Annotated in this window: 19 protein-coding genes; 12 read left to right on the forward strand and 7 right to left on the reverse strand. The window is 43.1% G+C overall.

The genetic code is table 11. The features are described from left to right. Positions 1-133: 133 nt before the first annotated feature. Positions 134-625 carry a hypothetical protein gene (locus tag AUJ82_00755; protein OIO60541.1) on the reverse strand — a complete coding sequence of 164 codons (492 nt, stop codon included), beginning with the start codon at positions 623-625 and terminating at the stop codon, positions 134-136. A gap of 113 nt (positions 626-738) precedes the next feature. Here AUJ82_00755 and AUJ82_00760 point away from each other — a divergent pair, with 113 nt between their 5' ends. The 9 genes from AUJ82_00760 to AUJ82_00800 all read left to right on the forward strand — a co-directional run bounded on the left by AUJ82_00760 (position 739) and on the right by AUJ82_00800 (position 15,213). After that, positions 739-2,310 (forward strand): hypothetical protein, encoded by a 1,572-nt coding sequence (locus AUJ82_00760; GenBank protein ID OIO60542.1) that lies wholly within the window; start codon positions 739-741, stop codon positions 2,308-2,310. Positions 2,311-2,320: 10 nt separating this feature from the next. Then, positions 2,321-3,136: a metallophosphoesterase gene (locus AUJ82_00765; GenBank protein OIO60543.1), complete on the forward strand. Its 816-nt coding sequence runs from the start codon at positions 2,321-2,323 to the stop codon at positions 3,134-3,136. Further along, positions 3,111-3,581, forward strand: a complete 471-nt coding sequence (locus tag AUJ82_00770) for an EVE domain-containing protein (GenBank protein OIO60544.1) — start codon at positions 3,111-3,113, stop codon at positions 3,579-3,581. Before AUJ82_00765 ends, AUJ82_00770 begins: the two co-directional genes overlap by 26 nt. A 29-nt stretch (positions 3,582-3,610) precedes the next feature. Continuing rightward, entirely contained in the window at positions 3,611-4,993 is a 1,383-nt protein-coding gene (locus tag AUJ82_00775) for a transcriptional regulator (GenBank protein OIO60545.1), read from the forward strand. Between the two features lie 240 nt (positions 4,994-5,233). Beyond that, positions 5,234-6,469, forward strand: a complete 1,236-nt coding sequence (locus AUJ82_00780; GenBank protein OIO60546.1) for a hypothetical protein — start codon at positions 5,234-5,236, stop codon at positions 6,467-6,469. Positions 6,470-6,558: 89 nt separating this feature from the next. Beyond that, complete coding sequence (locus AUJ82_00785) at positions 6,559-8,595, forward strand: oligopeptidase A (GenBank protein ID OIO60547.1); 2,037 nt, start codon at positions 6,559-6,561, stop codon at positions 8,593-8,595. A gap of 28 nt (positions 8,596-8,623) precedes the next feature. Next, entirely contained in the window at positions 8,624-9,292 is a 669-nt protein-coding gene (locus tag AUJ82_00790) for a peptidase (protein ID OIO60548.1), read from the forward strand. 195 nt (positions 9,293-9,487) lie between these two features. Further along, positions 9,488-13,780 carry a hypothetical protein gene (locus AUJ82_00795; GenBank protein OIO60549.1) on the forward strand — a complete coding sequence of 1,431 codons (4,293 nt, stop codon included), beginning with the start codon at positions 9,488-9,490 and terminating at the stop codon, positions 13,778-13,780. Positions 13,781-13,845: 65 nt separating this feature from the next. Further along, positions 13,846-15,213, forward strand: coding sequence for a hypothetical protein (locus AUJ82_00800; protein ID OIO60550.1), 1,368 nt, complete (start codon positions 13,846-13,848; stop codon positions 15,211-15,213). Between the two features lie 577 nt (positions 15,214-15,790). Here AUJ82_00800 and AUJ82_00805 read toward each other — a convergent pair. Next, on the reverse strand, positions 15,791-17,311 hold the full coding sequence (locus AUJ82_00805; GenBank protein ID OIO60551.1) for a hypothetical protein: 1,521 nt from the start codon (positions 17,309-17,311) through the stop codon (positions 15,791-15,793). 131 nt (positions 17,312-17,442) lie between these two features. Between AUJ82_00805 and AUJ82_00810 the strand changes: the two genes are divergently transcribed. Next, positions 17,443-17,862 carry a hypothetical protein gene (locus tag AUJ82_00810; GenBank protein OIO60552.1) on the forward strand — a complete coding sequence of 140 codons (420 nt, stop codon included), beginning with the start codon at positions 17,443-17,445 and terminating at the stop codon, positions 17,860-17,862. Positions 17,863-17,865: 3 nt separating this feature from the next. On the opposite strand, the gene AUJ82_00815 is transcribed toward AUJ82_00810, so the two are convergent. Together AUJ82_00815 and AUJ82_00820 are read right to left on the reverse strand one after the other, a co-directional pair. After that, a complete protein-coding gene (locus tag AUJ82_00815) occupies positions 17,866-19,659 on the reverse strand; it encodes an RIP metalloprotease RseP (protein ID OIO60553.1) in 1,794 nt (597 codons plus the stop codon). 175 nt (positions 19,660-19,834) lie between these two features. Then, on the reverse strand, positions 19,835-20,461 hold the full coding sequence (locus tag AUJ82_00820; GenBank protein ID OIO60554.1) for a hypothetical protein: 627 nt from the start codon (positions 20,459-20,461) through the stop codon (positions 19,835-19,837). A gap of 188 nt (positions 20,462-20,649) precedes the next feature. Here AUJ82_00820 and AUJ82_00825 point away from each other — a divergent pair, with 188 nt between their 5' ends. Beyond that, positions 20,650-21,288 (forward strand): hypothetical protein, encoded by a 639-nt coding sequence (locus AUJ82_00825; protein ID OIO60555.1) that lies wholly within the window; start codon positions 20,650-20,652, stop codon positions 21,286-21,288. Positions 21,289-21,320: 32 nt separating this feature from the next. On the opposite strand, the gene AUJ82_00830 is transcribed toward AUJ82_00825, so the two are convergent. From AUJ82_00830 to AUJ82_00840, 3 genes are read right to left on the reverse strand one after another with little or no spacing between them, the layout of a single operon-like run. Then, positions 21,321-22,511: a 1-deoxy-D-xylulose-5-phosphate reductoisomerase gene (locus AUJ82_00830; protein OIO60556.1), complete on the reverse strand. Its 1,191-nt coding sequence runs from the start codon at positions 22,509-22,511 to the stop codon at positions 21,321-21,323. A 6-nt stretch (positions 22,512-22,517) separates the two neighbouring features. Next, positions 22,518-23,366: a hypothetical protein gene (locus tag AUJ82_00835; GenBank protein ID OIO60557.1), complete on the reverse strand. Its 849-nt coding sequence runs from the start codon at positions 23,364-23,366 to the stop codon at positions 22,518-22,520. Continuing rightward, positions 23,363-24,067 carry a di-trans,poly-cis-decaprenylcistransferase gene (locus AUJ82_00840; protein OIO60558.1) on the reverse strand — a complete coding sequence of 235 codons (705 nt, stop codon included), beginning with the start codon at positions 24,065-24,067 and terminating at the stop codon, positions 23,363-23,365. The genes AUJ82_00835 and AUJ82_00840 overlap by 4 nt, the downstream gene beginning before the upstream one ends. A gap of 263 nt (positions 24,068-24,330) precedes the next feature. Here AUJ82_00840 and AUJ82_00845 point away from each other — a divergent pair, with 263 nt between their 5' ends. Then, complete coding sequence (locus AUJ82_00845) at positions 24,331-25,671, forward strand: glutamate dehydrogenase (protein ID OIO60793.1); 1,341 nt, start codon at positions 24,331-24,333, stop codon at positions 25,669-25,671. The last annotated feature ends 58 nt before the right edge of the window (positions 25,672-25,729 follow it).

A 25,729-nucleotide genomic window follows, 5' to 3' on the forward strand; every position in this document is an offset into this window, starting at 1 on the left:
CGGGTTTTCCCGACTCTGTTTCCCACAGGCGTTGCACTTGTACTTCTGTTTCCCATTCGGTGCCTTTCCGTTTTTTACAACATCTTCACTCCCGCAATGATAGCATTTGATCGTTTCTTGAACCACTCCTTCATTACATCTCTTTACTTACCTTTTTTAAACTCTTTTTTGCCTCGTCATTCGAGTCGTAATCATTACCCAGTTCTTCAATTTCCTGGATCTTATCCAAGGATTCCAACACGGACTTCTCTCTTTCAAACCCGTCTGTTTCTAGCTTGTCAACTTCTATTTCTAGTTTTCTTAACTTTTCTGCGGTCTCTTCACTTAAGGGCTCTCCATTTTCGAGATAACTACTCACATCCTGTATGTTAGACTCAAGCACTTTCAATTGATCCACTATATCAGCGAGAATAATCCGTTGCTCCACGATCTGCCTTTCGTAAATCTTCTTCTTCTGCCGAATAAGTTCTCGCTTATCATACAATTCCTTTTTTTCAGTAATCAACTCTTCTACAACCCGATTAAAAGGGTATGCCAGTTTTTTCTCTGGAATCTTAATTTCCCTTACCTGAAATCTTCTCATGATCAATGGCTTCCTTTTTTGTATTTCTGGAGAATTATTCATAATAAGTATTTTCCCTTTATTTAGAGCATTTTCACAAAATACTCAACCTTGCCTATTGTTTTTTTTAAATTCCTGCCCTAAAATTAATATAAACCGCCCAAATAGGCTCCAAGATGCACAGAATTAAAAAACGCAGCGCCGCTAATATCATTGGCATTACTTTAACAGGGAAACTGTCCCACAGTGAGTACCGAGAGCTTGTACCTTACCTGGAGGAGCGCATCCATAAGTTTGGTAAGATACGTTTGTTGATCGAACTTGATAATTGGGACGGGTGGGATACGCATGCCACGTTTGATGATTTTATTTTTGGGGTAAAAAATAGTTTTAAGATCGAGCGCACCGCATTTGTCGTAAAAACAGACCTCGATAAACAGGCCATCCTCTTAGACAAACCTTTTAGCCCTTGGTTTGGGAAAAATTTCCGTTACTTTTCAAGCAAAGAAAGAAAATTGGCTTGGGCCTGGATCCAAGAGGGCATTGAGCATACATTACCAGAGGAGTGTCGCCCGAATATTGCGCCCAAAAAGGCTCGGTACGGTTCTAAGCAAAAGGTGCTGATTGTCGGCGGGGGCCTCACAGGGCTATCCTTTGGCGCATTGCTGAAACAAAGGGGGTTTAACCCGACCATTATGGAAAAATCGCTTGATATAGCAAAGTCCAAGGGGCTTTCTATTCTTTTTCCTAATGCAGCAGATGTTTTTAAGGGTACCGGTTTATACAAAGCTGTGCTCGATGCCAGTGAACTCATCCGATCTTACCATATCTATAACGCCAGGGGCGATTTACTGCGCACAATTTCGTTTGATTCTATTATTGAAAAATATGGCCCCATTGCTGTTCTTCCCAAGGAAAGATTGATCAATATTCTCTCAGAGCGTTTTACGGATAAACAGCTCGTCAAGGGGCTCTCGGTGTCAAAGCTTTTACCGAGCAAAAATGAAGTTAAGGTGCGTTTGTCGGATGACTCTCAGGAACAATATGATTACGTGATTGCTTGTGATGGAGCGCAATCCGGAATACGTGAGAAGGTTTTTGGGCGTATCGGCATTTCATACTCAGGGTACGTCATATGGCGTTTTGCACTCGATAGAAACTCTATTGATATTAACGGCCGTACCGAATATTGGCATGCTGACAGAAATTTTTCCGTATTCCCGTATGGCGATGTCCTCTATGGCCAGGCCAGTTGTAAGTTCGCGGAGATTGAGGATATCCCGCCTAAGGATTCCTTGACGCTTTTAAGGGCTGCGTTTAAGGATTTCGCGGGCCATGTGCCCGAAGTACTCAAGTCTCTCAAGGATGCCCATTTTGTAACACATGAGTCTATTTACCAATATAACGTGCAGGATATCGTGCAAGGGCGATTCGCGTTGTTGGGAGATTCTTCTTATGCGTTTCACCCCAAAAGCCCAGCCAGCTTAGGCTTCACTCTGGAATCGTGTACCATTTTAGCCGATTTATTGTGTCGTTCCGATTCACGTCATTTCTGGAGGCCGCTCTACGCTTATCAGAAAAAGGTGCGTAATCGCTTTGACTATCTATACCACCAGTGGCGGCATTTTGAGCTTTTACCTTACTTAAGCATACAGCACCGTATGCAGGTCACAGACTTATGTAAGGAGTTGCCCACAGAGGAGCAAATGATCCATTTCTGGGATACTTATCTCTCAGAGCCTTTCTAGCCGATCGCGTATGAAAAAGGTTCTGTTTATAGGCGATATTTTTGGCCGACCGGGAAGGGATATTGTCATTCATTCCGTTAAGGGGCTCATCGAACGTCATAATCTCGATTTCGTGATCGCAGATGCGGAAAATTCAGCAGGCGGCGCGGGTGTCACCCAAGGCATTTGCGAAGAACTTCACAATGCAGGTGTTGATGCCATTACGCTGGGAGACCATGTCTGGGATCAACGTGGCTTTAGCGAGGTTATTGATAAAATTCCTTATGTCTGTCGGCCCACTAACCTCCCCTGCGAGGCTCCGGGTAAAGGTTATCTCGTTATCGAAAAGGGTGGCTTTCGGCTAGGGGTATACACCATGCTCGGGCGCACTTTTATGAAGATACGGGCAAATTGCCCTTTTGAGGCGACTAAAAAATTACTGCCTCATCTCAGCGAACAAACGGATGCTATTTTAGGCGAAATCCATGCCGAAGCGACTGCTGAAAAGATCGCCTATGGCTGGTTTGTGGACGGTAAAGTAGCGGCTGTTCTGGGAACGCATACTCATGTGCCGACTGCGGATTTACGCCTCTTACATCATAACACAGCTTATGTGACAGATGTCGGCATGTCTGGCCCCTATGACTCTGTCATCGGTTCGGAAAAGGATCCCATCATAGAAGGTTTTTTTGATGGTATGCCGCGTAGATTCTCTGTTGCAAAAGACAACGTCCAACTCCACGGTTGCATCATCAGCATAGATGAAGCAACTGGCCTAGCCTGCGGCTTCGAGAAGGTCGTGCATTTTAAACCAAATACTGATGGCAAAAAATTACTGGTTGATTAAATCCGAGCCTTCCACGTTTTCTTTTGATGATTTAAAGAAGCGAACCGGTCAAACAGAAGGCTGGGATGGTGTGCGTAACTACCAAGCCCGTAATTTCATGCGCTACCATATGCAAGTGGGCGATCTGGCGCTTTTTTACCACTCCAGTTGTGCTGAGCCGGGTGTTGCGGGTATCGTAGAAATCACAAAATCAGCCTATCCGGATCCGTCTTCATGGGATGCTAAATCGCCGTACTTCGATTCAAAATCGTCCCCGGATAACCCCAGATGGTTTATGGTAAACGTTACTTTCAAAAGCGAGTTCAAGAACTTCGTCTCTTTAAAGGCGCTTAAAGAAAATGATAATCTAAAGGATATGAAGGTGGTCCAAAAAGGCCAACGGCTCTCCATCCAGCCAGTCACAAGGGAGGAATTTAGCCTTGTTTCAAAAATGGGTGGCTTGTAAAATCTTACGCAACCCGATACAATAAAAACATGCCGGCTTCAGTGCTCATAGTTGAAGATGAAAAGAATACTCGCGAGGGGCTTTTGCAAGCGCTGGACGATACGTATGATGTTTATCTGGCAGCTAACCCCGATGAGGCTTTCCGCCTCATGGAGAGCGAGGAGTTTGATGTTATTTTGACGGACTTGCGTATGGCGGATAAATCCGGCCTATCCGTTATCGACAAAGCGGTAACGCTTCCCAACAAACCTATCTGCATCATGATCACCGCCTACGGAAACGTAGAAACCGCGGTTGAGGCCATGAAGCGCGGCGCGTTTGATTTTTTAACAAAACCGGTCAATTTAGAAAAATTGGAAATCATCATCAAACGAGCGCTTAAATCCCGCATCATTGAAGAAGAAAATGTGGTGCTACATAAGCGGCTAGATCAAAAATTTAGTTTCCAAGAGATTGTCGGCCATTCAAAACCGCTCCTGCAAGTGATTGATGAGGTTAAACGCGTAGCGCCCTCAAAAGCTAGCGTACTTTTATACGGGGAAACCGGTACAGGCAAGGAGCTTTTTGCCCAGATGATCCACCAAAACAGCCCCAGGGCTCGCGCATCGTTCACACCCGTCCACTGCGCTTCACTATCAAGCAACCTACTTGAAAGCGAATTATTCGGATACGAAAAAGGCGCTTTTACGGGAGCCGCACAACGCCGCACAGGTCGTTTCGAAGCCGCCAACGGGGGCACTTTATTTTTAGATGAAATTGGAGAGATCGATGCCTCAACCCAAGTAAAATTACTCCGTTTCCTGGAAACCCGTATGGTAGAAAGACTGGGCGGCAATAAACCCATTCCGGTTGATGTACGTCTCATTTGCGCGACCAATAGAAACCTGGAAGAAATGGTCAAAGAAGGCACCTTTAGGGAAGACCTTTATTACCGGCTAAACGTTGTCAACATCACACTCCCGCCCTTAAGAGCTCGAAAGGCGGATATCCCTATCCTGGTTCACCATTACATAGATCGTTTCAGCAAAGAAAATTATTTAAAACCGGTTCCCATAAGCAGCTCAGCGCTCAACATACTCACCCACTACTATTGGCCGGGTAATATTCGAGAGCTCCGTAACTTTTGCGAAAACATTGTCGTCATGCACCAAGGCGGAGAGCTCACAGAAAGGGATCTCCCTCCCCGCTTTCTACAAAAAGAAATCCCCACCAACAATAAGACAGAAAAGTCTACACAAAATACGCACAGCCCTCACACCTTATCTGTCGCTGAAAATGAAAAGGATCTCGTAAAACAGGCCTTAATCGAATCCCGCGGGAACAAGACCGAGGCCGCTAAGCGTCTGGGCATCAGCAGAAGAACCCTTCACCGTAAGCTCGCCCAATGGCCTGAGCTTGAGGTGAATGCTTAGAGTTTTTTTTAATTTAGTATAGGTCGATCAAAACAATCGTACCACGTTCTACCCTGTCAAAGAGTGCTGTGACTTCTTGATTTTTTAAATTGAAATTCCATCTCTCAAAACTCAGCGATTCGCTCTCTGATAGCCCTGAATATTCATTTCTTACTGGTAATCAACGACTTGATTAATTCGCCTAGTCAATCAAGTTGTTCGACCACTTGATTTTAACTCAAAACAGAGTTATCTTCTACTATGAATAAAGTTACCTCAAAAAAAGGATATCATCTCCTAAACTTGTCAAAGGAAAATGATAATTCTTTCAAGAAAAGTAATTTTATAAAAAATGAAACTTATAAAACCAATTTTATAAAATCGGGGGATGCTATAAATTATGTTCGAGAAGAACTAGGAATGGTATCAACCAATCGCAAAATTGAAGAGTACAAGCTGTATAATCTTCTGAGCGTTGACGGAAAAGTTTCCCAAATTGATTATGACTATGCTCAAATTGTCAATTCCTGTAAATATCTATGGATTGAGAATGAGATATACAATAAATTTCCCTCCGAAGTAAAAGAATTTGAAGAAAAACTTGGAGGCAAGGGATGTCTGTTGCGGATTATGATAAATGCTAAAATTCATCGTTTACTAAACGTGGGTAATTGCGGTCCAATGGCCACTGTAGCTTTTGACTATCTCGCAAACAATGGTGTGCGCGGGCTTGAATTGGTCTACGACAATGACATTGATCACGTCTTCTTGATCATTGGAAGAGACCCGAACACCGATATTAATGACCCTGCAAACTGGAAACACCCCGAAAAACCCTTTTGGGTTTGCGATCCCTGGGAAAGCAAAGTTTGGCCGGGTGACCAATACATAGAAGACTTTGATATGTATAAGTCCATTCGCGAAAAGGAAAAATACAATTTCGAAATCGAAGCCTCATTACCGGAAGGCGCATCTTGGGAATCACTGGAGTCACTTAATCATGAGGGAATTCAAACGGAAATATCTTCCATCGAAAATACAGTACTCAAAAATTGCACCTGGATAAAGCATAGTAAAGAGGAAACCAATATCGACAAGGAGTCCTCAATAAATGAGTCCTCAACAAATGAAACCATCCGAAAGGAAATGTTTTTAGCCGCTAAAAAGGGTACTTTGGACCAGTACATTACTGGACTTGAAAATAAGGGTTCTTCCGTAGAGGAAATTAAAAAACTCCTGTTGCAAAAAAATGAAACGGGCGACACGCCTTTACATATTGCGGCTTATAAGGGGCATCTGGAAGACGTTGTAGTGGAACTCATGAATGTTTATTTTAACGTTAATCAAATCGAAGAACTTCTACTACAAAGAAATAATAACGGTGATACTCCCTTGGGTGACGCAAGAAACTATGAACACGATGAATCTGTTAAAAACGTTATTGCGTATCTCAAACTTGATGGTTTGTCGCCTGAACGCATTCAAAAACTGCGTTAAACAAACGTAAAAGGGAACTACAGTGCTCAATATTCCCTTGAGCCTGTTTTATATTTGACGTATTATGATTCTTTTAAGAATACCACGTTATGCTGCATCCATTTCTCATCACTTCCTTCTTTATCCCTTGGTCAAAAATGGCACCCGAGCACATCAAGCCGGATATGGAACTGGCGCTTCTCAACGCTCGCACAAAAATCGAAGCCATCACAAACCAACCACTCGATCACTTAACCTATGAAAGCACTCTCCTTGCGTTTGAAGATGCCAAGGAAGCTGTATTTCGCCCCTGGGGTTTTATTTCCCACTTAGATGCCGTTAATAACAGCAAGGAACTTCGGGATGCCTACAACGAAATGCTGCCCAAGGTAACCGAGTTCTCTACCCAAATTTATTTAAATGATAAACTGTGGAACGTCATCCGCACCTACTCGGAGACAGCAGAGGCTAAACAATTAACTGGCCCCAAAAAGCGTTTCCTGGAAGAGACCGTAGCCGATTTCATCGAACAGGGCGCTAACCTATCCTCTTCTGACAAAGAGAAGCTTAAAAAAATCAATGCCGAGTTGGCCGAGGTCACCCAAAAATTTTCCGAAAACGTCCTGGATTCCACTAACGCCTGGGAATTCGTAACCGATGATCGTAGCATGCTGACGGGTTTACCGGAATCTGCAATCGCGCGTTCCCAAGAAGCTGCTCTTAAAAAAGGCCATGGCTCAAAGGAAGCCCCCAAATTTTTCTTTAACCTCCAGGCTCCGTCCTATGTTCCTGTTATTCAATATGCAGACAACGAGGATTTGAGAAAAAAACTCTGGGCCGCCCACGGCGATATCGGCAAAAAAGAGCCCTACGACAACACAAAACTCATCTGGCGCACCCTAGCCCTTCGCCACGAACAGGCCCAACTCCTGGGCAACCCTCATTTTCCAGATTTTATTCTCAAGCGCCGCATGGCCAAGGGGGGTGAAAATGCCTTAAAATTTGTTAACGATTTTCACGATCGTATTGAATCTCAATTCAGAAATGAGGTAGATGCCTTAGAAAAATTCAAGTCAAAGGAAACGCACGCCGCACAAGAGCACTTCCAACCATGGCAGCTCGCCTACTGGGCTGAAAAACACCGTAAGGCTTATTATGATTTTGATGAGGAAAGCTTACGCCCTTACTTCGCCATTGATAACGTCATGGCCGGCATGTTCCAAATTGTTCAAAGGCTCTACAATATTTCAATCAAAGAAAACAAAAACGTTGAGGCCTGGCATGAGGATGTTAAATGCTACGATATTTTTGATGCTGATGGTGAGCATTTAGGTTCGTTTTACACAGACTGGCACCCTAGGGATGCAAAGCGCGGCGGTGCCTGGATGACAGACTTGATTACCGGCATCCCCGGCGAACCTCATTTAGGTTGCATCAGTGGTAACATGACACCTCCTTCCGAGGGTAAACCTGCTCTGCTCACACATGATGAGGTCTTGACCATTTTCCACGAATTCGGCCACCTACTCCACCACACCTTAGGCAATGTACCCGTAAAATCACTACAAGGCGTACAAGTCGCTTGGGATTTCGTAGAGTTGCCTTCACAAATCATGGAAAACTGGGCTTGGGAGCGCGAAAGTCTGGATTTATTTGCTAAACATTACGAAACCGGCAACCGCATTCCCGATGATTTGTTTGATAAAATGACAAAGGCTCGTAATCATTTATCTGCCATCATCACCATGCGGCAATTATCTCTAGGCAAGATGGACATGGAGCTCCACCTACACTACGATCGTTTTGCCGATAAAAATTTAGACGATTTGGTAGACACTATTTTAGCAACCTATGTCATTCCTTATCAAACAAAAGCACCTAACATAACCCGTCAATTCGGCCACTTATTCAGTAACCCAACCGGTTACGCCTCCGGCTACTACTCCTATAAATGGGCTGAAGTACTCGAGGCGGATGCGTTTTCGAAATTCAAAAAAGAGGGCATCCTAAACGCAAAGGTCGGCATGGAATTTCGTGAAAAGGTGTTAAGCAAAGGTAACAGCAGGCCCGCGGATGAATTGTTTAGCAACTTCATGGGTCGCGAGCCGGACATGAATGCCCTCCTCGAACGCTCCGGTTTACTTTAAACCATACCAACAACAAACATAATTATATATGACAATACTCTTACTGATTATCGTCCCTCTCATCCTGGCCATATGGGCTCAGTCGAAGATATCACGGACTTACTCCCATTGGTCAAAAGTCCCTTCACTCGGCAGAATTACCGGCGCCGAAGCCGCGGATGCCGTCATGAGAAAAGCAGGCATACATGATGTCGAGATCGTTCCCATACGAGGCCATTTAACAGATCATTATGACCCACTTCACAAACGCCTTGCACTCAGTGAAGAGAATTTTCACGGAACAAGTCTCGCTGCTTTAGGTGTTGCCGCACACGAAGCGGGGCATGCTATCCAACACAAAAAGAAATATATTCCGCTACAATTTCGATCCGCGCTTATTCCCGTCACAAACTTTGCCTCTCAGTTATTACCCTTTATTATCTTAGGCGGTTTTTTTCTTGGAATATTAGGCTTGATTAAAGCAGGGGTTATCATTTACCTTATACTTACTGTCTTTCAATTAGTTACGTTACCCGTAGAATATGATGCCAGTAGGCGCGCAAAAAAAGAATTGATGAGTTTAGGGATCCTACAACAAAGTGAAATGCCGGGTGTAAACCAAACCCTAAACGCAGCCGCTTTAACGTACGTTGCAGCTTTTGTAGCAAGTTTAGCCAATTTGCTCTACTTTTTCATGTTGTCTCGCAGAGACCACTAAGACTTCCTTACCCCAACTCACCCCTACGAGTCCCGTATGTACCTAGTACTACGGGACTCCCTTTTGCGCCCCTGGCTAAAAAAGGGCTTGCATATCACCTTTAGCAGTTTACCCTAGAATCGCTTGTCCAGGCTTTTTTCCTGGTCAAACAAGCAGCATACTCAAACAAAACCCATATTCATATTATCTTACCTTATGTATACTAATTTTTCCCCTCAATATGCGCTTAACCAATTTCAACAATTTATCAATCCTGAGTTTCTAAAGAACCACAAAGATGAGGTAAACGATCTCTGTTTGTCACATAGGAAAATTAATAATCAATCTCACATCACATGCCGCAAAATAACCAATAAAACGCACACTCAGGAAGAAATTATAGGATTCAAAGCTGCCAGAAATTTCCTCTGGTGTGCTATATTTGATGGAGTGCACGCACCTATCGCTCAAGAAATTTTCATAGAGTATAAGGCCTTATTTGACTCAAAAAGCAGCAAACCGTTAATGCTGCGTGATGTCCTAAACATCAAACATAGCGTAGAAAAAAAGCGCATCCAATATTTTATAAAATCTTTTCAAGCACCGTTTAAACTTCTAAATATATCGTTTCCCAAAATAACGGAAAACATGGTCTCTCAATTCGAAGGCAATGTTGCGGTTAACTTCGATGACACAAAAACCTTCCTAAACTTTCCCCCAGAAAAGCTCTTTGCCTACCGATTGGCTTTCAATGTGGAATTCAGTAACCAGCTAAGGCAAGAATTCGAAAAGTTGCTAAAACTCATCAATCGCTATGAAAATGCGAACGAAAAAGAAGCGAATATCATCGAACTAGTTCTCAAAAACTCAAATCCTTACCTCAAGGCCGTACTAGCTAAATGCTTTATAATACACAGTTACGTCCAAGAAAAAAAAATAATAAGCTTATCAGGCCTTGATTTGTTTGATTACCCCAAGCTTTTCACAAGAGATCAAGGCTTAAAAAATCGCATAGACATTTTTAAAAGAGATGGCTGCCGCGCATACGATACCATGAGGATCCTATGCCTTTTTCATTCTATTCTAATAGAAACTCAGTCCAAACGGTCATTAAGCACCATCCTTAATAACACTCTAAAATCCTCCTTTCCAGCATATGTCGCAAACATTGATTTAAAACAAGATAACGAAAGCGATGCCCACTTAAGATGCGACTATGGCTGGCAAGAAGATGAATTGTGGGGCTTTAAAAATTCATACCTTGCTGAAATTAACGCAGTAATAGACAATAATAAGGATGGCGGTAGTGATTTTATCGTTACAAAAATCACGAATATCATCAATAAATGTGAAAAGCAAAAGGCCGATAACCCCATAGATCCTTCGGTTCTAAAATCCATAAAAGAATGTATTCTAGATTATAAGGAAAAGAAAGAGGACAGTTCTTTGGAAATGATAACAACCATCATTCAGAACTACGAAAACGAAAAAAACGTCATCCCACAGCCCATTCTTAAAGCCATTAAAATATATGAAGTAGCTATCCGAAGGAATCCGGAGAACCCCTGGAAACATATCTCCCAATTATTGTTTACATTAGCTACAGATGAAGCTTGCCAGATGGAAGCCTTAGGGACTGACCCCGTTTTCTTCATACTGGTTTCTCTCGCTTGCTACATTTCAAATAACTTGCCTATACCGGTTAACCTCTCGCACAAGTCTATAAGAAAACTTTGCAATGCAAAAAATGTTCAATTTGTTCTAGAAAAGCTTAGTCACGAAACAACCGTGTACTCTGATTGGAAATATCCTGAGGGTACAAAGCCACCTACTTCGCTTGGCGAGATCTTGAAAAAGATAGATACTGATTTCTCACTCTCTATCACAAAACAACCCTCCTATCCTTCTTGGACCGCTTTAGTTATCAAGATAACTCAGGCAGTATTCACTTCCATCAAGCATATAAATAACAAAGTTCCCGCAATGTTTGGCTTGGCCAAATTCCTTATATTGACTCAGCTAGCAAAGCGTTTAGCAGAAAATCAGTTACAATCAATAGAAGGTCATTTGAAGAACTTAAATCCCCTCGCATTCCAAAAAGAGGACCAATTCTTAGAGTTCCTCACATCGCACTCGTTATATGCGGATGAAGAACTCTTAGGCGAATTTAAGGAAACGAATATTTCATTGGATAAAAATACCCTCCTGTCAATTAATGAAACAAATGTATTGATAATTGAAGAGGCTCGCAAAATGCTGCTGTCCGAAAACCACATCATTATCGTAGATCCGGAAACATTCAAGTTTTCCGTAAAAAAAGGGGATGACGAAACCCTCACCCAAAAGGAAAAAGAAAAAGCGATCGACCTCACCTACATAGCCATCATGAACACTGCAACGAGCACAGAAATGTATAATTTACTGGATATGCTCCCGGCAATCGATCCGTATAAAGAAAGTAAATACGAACTCTCGCTCAAGACATTCACAGGGGTCACCAAGGCATCCATCACGAACGATGAAGAAAATGATGTCTACGATTTTTACAGGACTCTTGTTCAAGATAATAAAAAGCTGGACTTTAATTTCCTCATAGATGGAAACGAAAATACCAACCTTGCCATTCAATATTTAAAAAAACACAAAAAAACAATCGATCTAATGCAGATCCATAAAGGGCAAGGCGCATTAAGCCTGGCATTTGGCAATAACCTCTTAAAATTCCTTGATTGGCTTAAGGCTAAGAATAATACAATTGAGCCAGCATATATCAGCAAAGATCAAACAGTCGTTCTCAATGCCTTACAGAGCCTCTATCAATTAAAAACTGAATTCGAAAACAATAATGGTACTAAACGGGATATTCCTTTCGTTTTGCCGGATCTATTTCTCCACATGCCGAATCTCTTTTCTTTGGAATTGTTTGCGAAGGGTTATCTGGAAAGCCAATTAATCATGCTGAACAATAGCTTAAAGCCGGAAGAATCTTTTCAGGAATACATAAAAAAGCACACCCAAGAATTGCTCACAGCGCATAGGCCTATGATTACAATGACTAAAGGCTCCAACCTAGCTATCTACTACCTGGATAATCCGGGTGCGTTCAATGTAAGCGATTCAATCATCCTGCCGCCCACCGATCTTGAAAATCAAGAAAAGTTCCTTACCGACTTCAATAAACGTTATAATACCGCATTCAGTCTAGAGAACCTGAAACACCCTAAAGATAAGCTCTTTAACAAAAAATTTGATGAAAATGATTTCATCCGCTCTAAAACTATCCTCATCAAAATTGCTGAGCTCTTTGACAAAAATCTTAAATCATGTAAATCAGACGATGAAAAACTGTCTCTCATTATAGATACAGTACGAGATATTCTGGTATGGAAGGTCTTTCCTGTCAGCGGAGCTCAAGTCTTGCCGATATTACAGGCGTTTCTCTGCGAACATGCAAAAATTCAACACTTCGTCATCGAAAGCCTACACTACTCTAATCTAGACAATAATATCGTTATCGATGAAATTAAAACAAATGGCCAAAAGAATCTCGAGCTCTTCAATAAAAAATTCAAAGCTACCTTTGAGAGTAAAAATCTTTTCAAGAACCTGGATCTATGGCTGAAACATATCAATCCTAACGACGAAAAAAAGGAACCGCTTCTCCTAAAGTCAAATCAAACCAGGGATACAAGAAGCTTCGAAGAAATAATGAAACAATTTGAAACACCTCCCAAAAATAAATCTTCTCAGAAAAATCAAAAACAGGTGAAGAATCTCACCCCTATTAAGGAAGATCTAAAAATCGTAACCGAGGTAAAAGAGAAAGAGATCATTGAAGACATTAAGACAGAAAAACAGATCACTAAAACCATTAAGCCTTCGGTAAACAACGTTCAAGAAATCGTTCTACCTAACCAGAACTTCTTTAATGAAGATACGGAAACAGGTGATTTCATTCTCGTTAAAAAGAAAACCAAAAGCAAAAGGCCGTTCTTTCCTTCCCGTTCCAAAATTAAAGACACCAAAAGCAAACCTAACTTAAATTTAGAAAAAGAACGTGTCACCCTCAAAAGCATCGATGATTCAAAGATCGTCACCGTAAACAAGGACATCGTGATCGAAGAGGATAACTTGGCTCCGGTAAAATTTGTTAAGAAAATAGAACCGCTTAATGAATCAAAGCTGCAGGTTTCAAAAATAGAAGAAAGCAAAATAGAAACGAAACAAAAACACAAAAAAATATCCATAAACGTTAAAGAAATGGATAAGATGCTTGATAAATTATGGAAAAAATCAGATATCGATCCAGACAAGTTTATCCAATTGAATAAACTAAACCCAAGAATACCTCGTGGACCAAAAATGACATCACAAAGAAATGTTCAGCAACTTTCTTCCGATAATCTTCTTTTGATTGAAATGCTCAAAGGAAAATCATTGAGCTCTGAAGAAAAAATCATGCTTAAAGACATAACCCTGCGCAACTACTATGCAAATCAAAACAACTAGTTTACCGTGTTACGTGATGCGGAAACGCTTGCTACCTGCTGTCTTTATTTATTAACCTTAGGCCAATGCCCCGCTACTTTTATGTACTTCTTGCTTTCATCTTCTCTACGGCCTTATCCTTTGTGTTGCTCACACAAACCCCATTGCCCCGTGAAGCTTCCTTTATGGCGGGCATTTTCCTTCTTGCCGCTATTCTCTGGGCGACAGAAGCTATACCCCTCTTTTCTACAGCCCTGATTGTTATAGGGCTTCAGGTAATCCTCTTTGCTAACCCCGGTAACTGGCTTTACCTGGGCTTTCAAAATACCCCGGGGCCCTCTTTTCGCTCAATCCTTGCCAGCGCCGCTGATCCTGTCGTTTTTCTTTTCTTTGGAGGGCTTCTGATGGCTCAGGCCGCAATAAAAGAGGGTGTGGATAAAAAAATGTCCTCGCTTATTATTCAGGTCTTCGGCAATAAACCCCGCCAGGTACTCCTTGGCTTCATTCTGGTAACTGCCCTCTTTTCCATGTGGATGAGCAATACTGCCTCTTGTGCGATGATGATCGCCTTGGTCGCTCCGCTAACCGCAGCGCTTAGTGATCGAGATCCCTTTCGCAAAGCGCTCTACCTCGCTGTCCCTTTTGCCGCAAATATTGGGGGCATGGGAACTCCCATTGGCACTCCTCCTAACGCACTCGCCTTCAGTTACATCAAGCAGTCCGGCCACTCAATTAGCTTCATTAAATGGATTTTTATTGCTTCGCCGATTATGCTAATACTCCTTTTGGCCTGTTGGCTCTTGCTTTATTTCTTTTACCGTCCACAGGAGCCTCTATCTCATCTTGCTATTCCCAGGCAGAGTATGACTCCCCGAGCTTGGTATGTCGTTACTGTTTTCAGCATAACCATTTTGCTTTGGCTAACCGAGCCACTTCATAACCTACCTGCACCGGTTGTAGTCATTTTTCCTATTCTTGCCCTGGCGATTGCTAATATCATTACTCGCGCCGAAATAAACAAGATCAACTGGAGTGTCCTTATCCTTATCGCAGGTGGTATCTCCCTGGGAGCAGGCATTCAAGTAACTCATTTAGACACCATTTTCCTTGAATTCATACTCGCCTTCAATAACCCACTCACGCTTACTGCCTGCCTCATTGCTATCCTTCTCATCACGTATACACTGAGTACATTTATGTCGAACACCGCAGCGGCCAATCTCCTTCTCCCTATTGGTATCGCGATCGCCCCCAATCTCCCGGGGTCTAGTAATGTGCTGCAGATTGCTCTCAGTATCGCTTTTATGTCTTCGGCGGCTATGGCGCTTCCTGTAAGCACCCCCCCAAATGCCCTCGCTTACGCATCCAATGCTTTTACGACAAAGGATATGGCGCGTGTTGGTTTCATCATTGGCGCTCTTGCTTTAATATTAATTCTGCTCTTTCTTTCCTAACGCAAAAAACCTATTGGCCTTTGTTGTCATGGCAACTTAAGCGGCCAACTTCCGATAATTCCTAACGTTAAAGGATAAGGGCCATGGCGTCGCTCATTAAACCTGAATTCGGAAACTTACTGTAAATCAGCTCTAGATTTCATTATTCCAAAAAGGTAAGCTGTCTTGAGACTTGTAGTATTGATCACTTTAGGTACTGTTTTGCAATTCCCTTAACATCTCAATTCCTCACCCCCTTACCGGCATCCCCCTCTTACCCTCAGTATTTTCTTAAATCAGTCAATCGGGAAGCATTCCAAAAATACCCTCGCAACACCTCGATGGCACTTCATTAAGCAGATAATGTCCACTAAAAAATTCCTGCCATTTTCGTTTCTCAAGAAACCTCTCCTACCCCAAGCTTTCCTTCCATTAGTGCACTTATGTTCACTCAAGGCCCCCATGTTTGTTTCAGGTGAAACAAACCGGCCCTCCAATTACTAAAAAATAGCGAAATAATGAACAATTAATGATCAAAAAATAACCAAATAAACCGCAATCGGATAGTAAATAGCTTTAAAAAATAAACGATTTAAAATTAAGCTTTAAAGCCTGGTGTCTGCCCTGTCTTACGTTTATTTTGTACAAAAATCGTAAGGAACAAACCGCCCACTAAGATCACGGCCGTCCCCATTACAGATATCATGAAACTGTGGAAGGGGCTTTTATAAGCGGCCCAATCGCCAGTCCAACCCGGGGATACCGTCATCCAAATGATCGTAGCCACCCCAAGCACTACAGCCCATATAGCCACAGGCCTTGTTGCCTTTCTAGAAATAAGCCCCAACAAAAACAATCCCAAGATTCCTCCTCCAAAAACGCCTGAAAGCTTCCACCACAGATCCAAAATGGCTCCTTCCATATGCGTCAACCAAAATGCCATACCAATCGCCAACCCGCCTAGAATAAGGGATACAGCATGAAGCACATTCTTAGACTCCCGATCGGAAACTTCCATATTCAGGCACACATAGGGTTTATATATATTACAGAGAAACAGGGTTGCCGCTGCATTCAAGTCTGAGTCTATGCTACTCATCGCCGCCGCCAATATAGCCGCTATCAAGAAGCCTACCGCGCCACTGGGTAGCTCATTCATAATAAAGTAGGGCAATACAGCATCATTGTTATTAAAGACGTCTCCAGCCGCCGTCACTAACCCGGGTTGAGCAGTATAAAAGGCGTACAAACCTGTCCCAATCAAACAAAACAGCCCAGCAACAGGCACCGTCATCAACAAACCAATCCACACGCTTCTTGTAGCCGCCTTATCCGATTTAGCCACCATATACCGCTGCACAAAGGACTGATCAATGCACAGCCACCTAAAGTTAATCGATATGCTATACAGGATCACAACCAGCCCTGTAGGCTTTATCAGGCTTAAATCCCACTCCCCGAAGCTAAACTTGTTACCCGCTTTAGCAATCTCAAACACCTGCGTAGCTCCACCGGGCATCTTGGCAAAAATAAAATAAACGCATACAACCGCGCCCGTCATCAATACGATACTCTGCAGCACATCCGTCCAGATCACGCCTTCAATACCACCAAAATAGGTGTACGCCGTCACAACCACGCCCACAACAATGATCACCCAGGTATTACTCCACCCTGTCAACGGTGTCAGCGCCACTGCAACCAAATACATCATAACACCAATCCGGCCCATCTTGGTCAAGAAAAAGCACACCACCGCGTATATACAAGCCCAAGGCCCAAACCGCTCCCCTAAATGCGTATACGCCGAAATATGCCCTGATTTCCTATAAAACGGAATGATATACATAACGGCAATAACAGCCATAAGCGGCGGCACAAGCTCAAAGAGAAAGGGAGACCAATTCCCCCCAAACGTCTTCGCAGGGTACGCCAGAAAGGTAATGCTGCTCATCCACGTCCCCAACAACGAAAACCCGACAACCCAAGCCGAAAGCGACCTTCCTGCATCCATAAAGCGCTGCGCGCTCCCCCCACGTATCGCAAAGTAAAACCCGGCAGCCAAAACCACCATCAAATACACACATATAATAACAATATCAACCGTAGATAGGGGCATAAGCTTTATTAATTAAATTAATGATACATTCTAAAAAACGCAAAAATATTGTCCATCTTTTATTCTTCAAAATTGCATTGATTATCTTCCCGAAAAACGTATAATAAATTTATAAAAACCAATAATATATAATGAATCAATTAACAACAAATTTCAAAAAAATCTGGAGAAAGAGCACTGGCAACAGCAATCAAGACTCCCAGAAAAAGATTAAATCAGAGAATAAAATTTCTAGTATTGAAAAAAAATTCAGCGATCGAGACATCGAATTGCTCAACAAAATCGAGAACGACTATAGCAAGCTAAATAACAGCCTTTTCCAGGACGACTTCCTCCAGAAGGATATGACTGAAAAGGAGTTAAAAGAATACATCATATTCACAAAGGAATATACCGAAATGAGCGAAAAGGATAAAATAGATACCTTTTACAAGTATTTAGACGGCAAAATCGATCGCAAGAAAGCCGGCAAATCTTTAGAGCTGTTGCGCTTTGGGACAAAAATTGCTTCATCAAAAGAAAGTTTTTTGATGAAAAAAACTGACAACTAGGTTTTAAGATTTATCGTCTTCAAATGCAATTGGGACGTACAGTGCCTGTTGTCGTTTCACACGTCTTTCCAGCTCTTGGTCGCCTTGCCAACGTCGCACATCAAAGAAGCTGACGTAGATCATAAGCGAGAAAAGAAGGAACATAAAGATGCTTTGGGTCCCTATAACAAGTTTGGGAGGCAGGGGTCTTCCCATCAGCTTGCCTATTGTCGCAAAGGCCATGTGACCTCCGTCCAGGACTGGTATTGGCAATAAGTTCAATATCGCGAGGTTAATGTTAACAAAGATCGTGAACCAGATAACCAAACGCAGATCTTCCGAAGAAAAAGTGTGGAATACTCGTATAATGCCCGGAGGCCCCATGAGATTACTGAGCTTAACATCTGAATCTCTGCTGATCAAGCTGGCCAGCGTACGCAAGGTCATGGAAATGGTGTCTTTAAACTGGTCTATCGGGTTAATGTGAGAGAGAAAGATTTTGCGCTTGAGCTCAATCCCGATCATCGCTTGTGTTTTCGCAGGAATAATGGAGGCCGTCACCGGTTTATTAATTGTGACTGTATAGGGACCGTCATCAAAACTCAGAAACTCTAGTTTCACGGAATTACCTTCGATCGATCTGGCGATGTGATTAAAGTCACTCAAGCTATGGACCTGCTTGCCGTTGAGGGCAATGAGGGTATCATCCTCATCAATAAAATCAAGGGGCGTATAAGAACCAGCTTCCATCTCAAAGACAATCAATGTACTTTGCTCATCCCCATTTTTTTCTAATGGGAGAAAATGGATGTAAGGCAAGGGTTTTTCGCCAGAATGAATATTGAGGCTTGCTAGGGGCTTTGTATAGGGAACCTGTTCTGCTAATAAAGGCAGCTGCAGCGTTTCCCCTTTTCGCTCTACCGTAAGAAGCGTTTTTTCATGAGGCGATTCATTAAGCATATCGCTTAAACCATGCAGGGAATAAAGCTTTTGGCCATTGGCATGCGTGATGATGTCATCGACTTTGAGGCCGGCGATCGCTGCCGGGGAATGCTCCATAATGCCTCCGATGAGGACTGTTTGCGCGGGAGAAACACCTGCCACACGCATCGCATCGCCCGATAGCGGGTTTACTTTAACCAATTGGGGATAAACGGGTATATCGAGCAGCTTGCCATTGCGCTCAATGGCAAATAGGGCTTTAGGGCTATGGTTATTCTCATCTCTGCCGGTGCCGGTAACAAGAATTTTCTGAATATCGCCCCAATTAGAAACCTCCACGTCATCGATTGCCAAGACCTTGTCCCCTGGTCTTAATCCGGCGTTATAAGCGGGCCCATCAACCTCTTTATCGATATCAACTTTTAAGAGCTTTGGGACGTAACCGATGACCGTAGTTTCCCTATCCTCTGTCGTTGGCTGGCCAACTTGCCATAGAATAATTGCCAGTAAAAATGCGAAAATGATATTGAAGACCGCACCCATGACGCTGACAATCATTTTGTCCGCATAGCCAATTGGAGGCAGCGGCTCTTTTGATTGTGGAGAATCTCCCCCTTCAATAGCGCCCATATCAGCCAACTGAGGCAGGGCAACATAGCCCCCAAGCGGCAGTAGAGAGATACGGTATTCTACACCATTACGCGTCCATCCAAAAATTTTAGGCCCAAAGCCGATGGAAAAGCGGTCTACCTTAAGCCCGCGTCTACGAGCGGCCAAGAAGTGGCCTAATTCATGAATGAAAATCGATCCCCCAAAGAAGACAACGATAAGGAAAATAGACCAGATATTTGAAAATAAGGAAGATAAGTACTCCATGGATTGGGGATATTCAAAGTCATACACCAGGCAAAAGCAATGGTAAAGAGCAGTAAGGGGTTATAAACCAACATACCAAAAAAAAGAAGGCCCACACACCTAAAAGCGCAATCTGTAAAGAAAACAGGGCAACTTTAACAAGTTACCCCATTGTGAAAAAAATCTTTATCAAGACTTATAGGTTAGGGAAAAGTCCCGGATGCTCGAAGTCGCTGTCTTCAAACTCACTGGCGCGTGTGACGAAATCAATATCCGTGAGGTATATCGAACTTCCTTTACCATTGAAATGAAAGATGACTTCACCGCCAATTTCACGCATTCCAGTTCCGGCAGGAGTAGCTTTACCCACAGGTTCATCTTTGCCAGCAGGAGCAGCCTTACCCGCAGGCACGTGAAAAGGAACAGAAAGCACCTTTTGAATTAATGTGCCTTCTGGGTCTAGCGTAAACCTATTGGGAACAAGTGATACGGTAGCCTCTTTGGATCCTGTTTTGACAACAGTAAATTTCCCTTCAGCCTGAACGGAATCAAAAGCCATTGCTTTATCAAAAGATTGCATCTCTTCCAGCTTCGTGAAGGTCTTTTTAGCCACCTCTGCTCCACTTTTGTAGAAAGTTACAGTTATATTAACGTCTTTAATATTCTTGAAATCTTCACTAAAGAAGGTTCCCCATACTTCAGCATTTACCTTTAATTTTTCTACCATGAGGCCGCCAAAGGCGTATCCTTTGCTTGCTAGGGCACCAAAAAACAATCCGAAGGCCAATACGGCTATTATGCTACGTTTCTTAATCATATTCATTCCTTTATTTGGGGTTTAAACATTGATCAGTTATGAGGGTAACTAGTCAACATTCAACATTTTCCCCCCGCATTACACTCATGTCAAGGGGTAAATTTAAGATTCGCTTGACAAGCCGAGTTAAAACTCTTAACTTTAACTTCGAGCTTAAACTCTGCCGTTAACATCTAACACTAACTAAATAAAACATGAATATTAAACAAAAAATAACAATACTATCTATTTTTATTGCAGCCATAAGCAACCTTTATGCTGAAGACTGCCCTGATGACCTGAAAGATTACTTTGATATGCCAGAAGGTTGCTGCTACTCCGTTGGCAATATACTAGTAACAGACATTTGGACGCTATCTAATAATTTAGGTCAACTCGTAAAAGCAACGAAAGATAAGGCAATAACACAATCCCAAGCACACCAAATTAAACAACAGGTAGATGCCGCTAACAACTTTATTATACTTTGCGCGAGAACTGGTGGTGATGTTACTATCGATACAATAAAAAGAGCCTTCAAACAAGGTTTTGACGGCGGGAAGGTGAGTAAGCCGGAAGAAGCTTCAAGACTTATTGAGGCAAATGATGTACTTATCAACAAGAACCGCTTGCATTTCTCAACACTAGAAGAGCTTGCTAAAAGCGGGTTCACACTAAAGATCTCAAAATTCAAAGAAGAAATAATCGGTAGCTACTTCTGCCGTAACGAAGAAAATCCCCAGAAACAATTAGCTATGCATGAGGCTCGAGCCCGTTATGAAAATGAGATGATATCAATCGGCAATTATAATGGCAGCAATGTCAATGGCGATCAGAGTTTAAGCAATATGTAAAAACTCGAGTCCACTTATTTTAAAAGCGAGTCTTATTTGATCATAATACTCGCTTTTTCTTTTAAACCACAGACTTCCTCTTTTGCCAACAATCGGGCTTGCTGGTCAATTTCAAGCGCCTCCTTGAGTGAGCGCGCTGAAGTTGAGAAGATCGGGTTCTCGAGAACAGCTTCGATCACTCGGGGGATATCCAGGAAACCAATTTGTGTTTTCAGGAAAGCCTGAACTGCTATTTCATTAGCCGCATTAAAGGCCTCCGGGTAAGCTCCACCGGATTCCATGGCATTTTTAGCAATAAAGAAGCACGGGTAACGAGCCGAATCAATAGGCGAGAGCTGCAGGCTGTAGAAAGACGCGAGGTCTATGCCTTCCGTTGCCCCAGGAAAGCGATCTGGATAAAAAAGAGAATACTGAATAGGGAATGTCATGGATGCCGGGCTCATTTGAGACAAAACAGAGCCGTCTACAAATTGAACTAAAGCATGAATGATACTCTGCGGGTGTAGCGTTGCATCGAGTTGCTCTGGACGCAGGTCAAACAACCATCGCGCTTCCATGAGCTCCAGGCCTTTGTTGGCCATAGTGGCACAATCAACCGTAATCTTTGGGCCCATATTCCAGTTAGGATGCTTAGTAGCGCATTTAGGTGTGGCATCTTTGAGCTTTTCTAGCGGCCAATCCCTAAAATAGCCCCCGGAGGCCGTCAGAACGACTTTTGAAATTGTACTGCGATCTGAAACGCCTTCCAGACATTGAAAAACGGCATTATGCTCACTATCTACAGGTAAAATACGGGCGTTGTTATTTTTTGCAGCTTGGATGAGAAAGGATCCTCCGAGAACGAGAATTTCTTTATTCGCGATAGCCACATCGATGCCCGCCTCCAGTGCTGCGAGAGCTGGTTTTAACCCTGCCGTTCCTGAAAGGCCAAAGATCACTATATCAGCTTCAGGCAATGTTGAAATCTCCATCAAACCCTCTATACCAGCGTAGAGCATTTGATCCCGACTGAACAATGAGGACTCGCTGGCGCCGATGAAAGCATCCGGATCGATGAGCGCGATATGTTTAACATCAAATTCTTGGGCAATACTCGCCAATTTATCAAATTGCTTGTATGCAGCTATTGCAATCAAGTTTAGCTTATCAGAATGCTTACGAAGAACCTTAAGGGTATTTTCCCCTACGGAACCGGTAGCGCCCAATAATACAACGTTCTTCATATCAAATTAAAAGATAGTGTACCGCAGGAGAAGGAATCCTAAAGGAGCGCTAAAAAGAAGGCTATCCGTTAAATCAAACATACCGCCGATACCCGGGATAACTTTACCGGAGTCCTTCACTCCAGCCTGACGCTTGAGGGCAGATTCCACCAAGTCAGATGCAATGGAAAGCGCTGCGATTGGAATGGCTATGATCGCCGCAATAAGGGGTGAAAAATTCTCTGGCATGTACCGAGAGAAACAAAAAACAATAACCGCTCCTATAATACTTGAAGTGACAATGCCCCCTAACGCACCTTCGATGGTTTTACCCGGGCTAATATTTGCCGCTAGTTTTTTATTACCAAATAATTTTCCTATAAGGAGGGCGCCAACATCCGTAAACTTGGCAACCGCAATCAACCAGAGAGTGAGTACAAGGCCTGTAGCCGGCAAGTCAAGATCCTGGTAATGTCGGAAAAGGCGAACGTAATAATGGAGCATGAAGGGCACCATGGTTAACCCAAAGAGCGTGGGCATAAGCGAACTTGTCATTTCTGCCAATGAGGGACGTCTCAGGAGTGTTAAATTAATGACAATCAGGGCAATAGCAAAGACTTCCGTGCCCGCGTCATGATCCGGTATTTGAGTATATTCAGGGATATACCACGTGGCCAGGATGATCAGGATGCCAAAAGAGATACCCATGAGGCGCCTTGGCTTAAACTGGGTCTTAGCCAATAAGTTATAGAGCTCATTTTGGGTGAGTGCTGTGATGGCCACAAGTAACCAAACACCTCCTTGTGTTCCCAAAAAGACCGGGACGAGAATAACGATAAGCCAGAGGCTAATAGTGCTGAGGATACGACGAATCATGAGATAGGAGAAGATAATTGCTGAATTTGGTCTCCTGTTTTGCCAAAACGACGTTCACGGGCGTAATAAGAGTCAAGGGCTTGTTGAAAAGCCGCTTCATTAAAATCAGGCCAATAGGTTTGAGTAACATATATTTCAGCGTATGCACCCTGCAACAACAGGAAGTTGCTTAATCGGTGCTCGCCTGAAGTACGTATGATGAGATCGGGATCCGGAATATCTTTAGTATCCAGGAACCCGGAAAGTTTTTCCCAGTCGAGAGACGCAGGATCTTCTATGCCCTCGCTGGCTGCTGCCACGTAGCGCTTTACGCTTGCTACGATTTCAGCACGGGAACTGTAGTTTAAAGCCAATGTCAAATTTTTTTCTGAAAAAGCACGCGTGTCTTGCATCAATTTATCGAGCCTATTCACGACTTTTTCGGGAAATGCCGTGTAGTCCCCAATGACGCGAAAACGAATTTTCTCACGCACAACACGCTTGGCATATTTAAACAGAAAAACATTTAGGAGCTGCATAAGCCCAGTGATCTCTTCCTTCGGCCTATTCCAGTTCTCCGTAGAGAAAGCAAAAAGGGTTATATAGTTAACCGAAGCATCCTTTGCGGCATTTAAAAGTTTCTGTATCGCCTCTGCCCCTTTCTTATGGCCTTCAAGACGACTTAAACCACGCTGCTTAGCCCAACGACCATTCCCATCCATGATGACGGCAACATGGTTGAGTGGCGGTTTATCCGAAAATGCAGTATAATGAGACACAGTTAGCTAAACAAGTGGTTTGGAATGGTATACCCGTTTTATGAGGAGCTTTCAACCCGAAAAAATCGGGTCTAGAATATGACATAAAGATAATGGAAGGGTTTTTAGCGGGGTTCCAAAAATAGATTTTGACATCGCATAAGAAATATGACCTAAAATTAAGCTTTAATTCACGATATTCATCTATGAAAACCACGGAAAAAACTATGCATTCACCTTACGTAGAATCTGTATTTGAAAAAGTAAGCGCCCGGAACACCAACGAGCCACTCTTCATACAAGCGGTTCAAGAATTTCTAGAGAGCATAGATCCAGTCGTTGAGACAATGCCTCAAGCAGAAGAATTTAACCTGGTAGAGCGCATGTGTGAGCCTGAGCGCCAAGTTATTTTCAAAGTGGTTTGGCATGATGACAACAACATTGTCCACGTAAACCGTGGCTATCGTTTAGGATTCAATAGCGCGTTAGGGCCCTACAAGGGCGGATTACGTTTCCACCCTACCGTAAACTTGGGTGTGATGAAATTTTTAGCCTTTGAGCAGGTTTTTAAAAACAGCTTAACCGGTCTACAAATCGGTGGCGGCAAAGGCGGATCTGACTTTAACCCAAGGGGTCGCTCGGATCGTGAAATTATGCGTTTTTGCCAAAGCTTCATGAATGAGCTTTACCGCCACATTGGAGACCGCTCTGATGTACCTGCTGGTGATATCGGCGTGGGTTCTCGCGAAATTGGCTATTTATTTGGTCAGTACAAGCGTTTGACCCAACGTTATGACCTGAGCGTTTTGACAGGTAAGGGCGAAGAATGGGGCGGATCGTTGGTCCGTAAAGAAGCTACCGGTTATGGTTGCGTCTATTTCGCAGCAGAAATGTTGCAGAACGTAAACGAAAAGTTGACCGGTAAGGTTGCGATCGTATCTGGTTCTGGAAATGTAGCACTCTATACTATTCAAAAGCTACAGCAACTAGGTGCTAAAGTGGTGGCCTGTTCGGACTCTGAAGGCTATATTTATGATCCAAGTGGACTAGACCTCCCTGCATTAATTAAACTCAAGGAAGTGGAGCGCAAACGCGTTTCCGAATACCTCGACACGCATCCTAAAGCAGAGTACAAGCCAAAGGGTGTTATCTGGGAAATTCCTTGTGATTTGGCGTTCCCTTGCGCAACACAAAATGAAATAACAGAATGTGATGCCAAGACCTTGGTCAAAAACGGCTGTCGCTTAGTTTGCGAAGGAGCCAACATGCCGACGACAAACGAAGGTATAAAGATCCTACAAGAGAATGGTGTGTTATTTGGACCTGCCAAGGCCGCAAATGCTGGCGGCGTGGCTGTATCTGCCCTTGAAATGCAGCAGAACGTGACCTGGGCGAATTGGACGTTTGAAGATGTAGACAATCGTTTACACCTCATTATGAAACGAATCCATGAGACTTGCTTGAAATATGCCGCTCAATACAACAACCCTGGCAATTACGTTGCTGGCGCTAATATTGGTGGATTCCTACGGGTTGCAAAGTCCATGATCGCTCATGGTGTCGTTTAAGCCCATTTTTGGTTGAATTTCGAATACCCTTGTGATTCGCAGGGGTATTCTTTTATTT

Source organism: Verrucomicrobia bacterium CG1_02_43_26 (assembly GCA_001872735.1).
In the GTDB taxonomy this organism is placed as follows: domain Bacteria; phylum Verrucomicrobiota; class Verrucomicrobiia; order Opitutales; family CG1-02-43-26; genus CG1-02-43-26.

Excerpts from the sequence above, each read along its gene's own strand:
- AUJ82_00775 (OIO60545.1), top strand. The coding sequence starts at position 3,611 with ATGCCGGCTTCAGTGCTCATAGTTGAAGATGAAAAGAATACTCGCGAG.
- AUJ82_00800 (OIO60550.1), top strand. The coding sequence starts at position 13,846 with ATGCCCCGCTACTTTTATGTACTTCTTGCTTTCATCTTCTCTACGGCC.
- AUJ82_00780 (OIO60546.1), top strand. The coding sequence starts at position 5,234 with ATGAATAAAGTTACCTCAAAAAAAGGATATCATCTCCTAAACTTGTCA.
- AUJ82_00845 (OIO60793.1), top strand. The coding sequence starts at position 24,331 with ATGCATTCACCTTACGTAGAATCTGTATTTGAAAAAGTAAGCGCCCGG.
- AUJ82_00755 (OIO60541.1), bottom strand. The coding sequence starts at position 625 with ATGAATAATTCTCCAGAAATACAAAAAAGGAAGCCATTGATCATGAGA.
- AUJ82_00790 (OIO60548.1), top strand. The coding sequence starts at position 8,624 with ATGACAATACTCTTACTGATTATCGTCCCTCTCATCCTGGCCATATGG.
- AUJ82_00770 (OIO60544.1), top strand. The coding sequence starts at position 3,111 with ATGGCAAAAAATTACTGGTTGATTAAATCCGAGCCTTCCACGTTTTCT.
- AUJ82_00825 (OIO60555.1), top strand. The coding sequence starts at position 20,650 with ATGAATATTAAACAAAAAATAACAATACTATCTATTTTTATTGCAGCC.
- AUJ82_00815 (OIO60553.1), bottom strand. The coding sequence starts at position 19,659 with ATGGAGTACTTATCTTCCTTATTTTCAAATATCTGGTCTATTTTCCTT.
- AUJ82_00830 (OIO60556.1), bottom strand. The coding sequence starts at position 22,511 with ATGAAGAACGTTGTATTATTGGGCGCTACCGGTTCCGTAGGGGAAAAT.
- AUJ82_00765 (OIO60543.1), top strand. The coding sequence starts at position 2,321 with ATGAAAAAGGTTCTGTTTATAGGCGATATTTTTGGCCGACCGGGAAGG.
- AUJ82_00810 (OIO60552.1), top strand. The coding sequence starts at position 17,443 with ATGAATCAATTAACAACAAATTTCAAAAAAATCTGGAGAAAGAGCACT.
- AUJ82_00805 (OIO60551.1), bottom strand. The coding sequence starts at position 17,311 with ATGCCCCTATCTACGGTTGATATTGTTATTATATGTGTGTATTTGATG.
- AUJ82_00820 (OIO60554.1), bottom strand. The coding sequence starts at position 20,461 with ATGAATATGATTAAGAAACGTAGCATAATAGCCGTATTGGCCTTCGGA.
- AUJ82_00835 (OIO60557.1), bottom strand. The coding sequence starts at position 23,366 with ATGATTCGTCGTATCCTCAGCACTATTAGCCTCTGGCTTATCGTTATT.
- AUJ82_00785 (OIO60547.1), top strand. The coding sequence starts at position 6,559 with ATGCTGCATCCATTTCTCATCACTTCCTTCTTTATCCCTTGGTCAAAA.
- AUJ82_00795 (OIO60549.1), top strand. The coding sequence starts at position 9,488 with ATGTATACTAATTTTTCCCCTCAATATGCGCTTAACCAATTTCAACAA.
- AUJ82_00760 (OIO60542.1), top strand. The coding sequence starts at position 739 with ATGCACAGAATTAAAAAACGCAGCGCCGCTAATATCATTGGCATTACT.
- AUJ82_00840 (OIO60558.1), bottom strand. The coding sequence starts at position 24,067 with ATGGATGGGAATGGTCGTTGGGCTAAGCAGCGTGGTTTAAGTCGTCTT.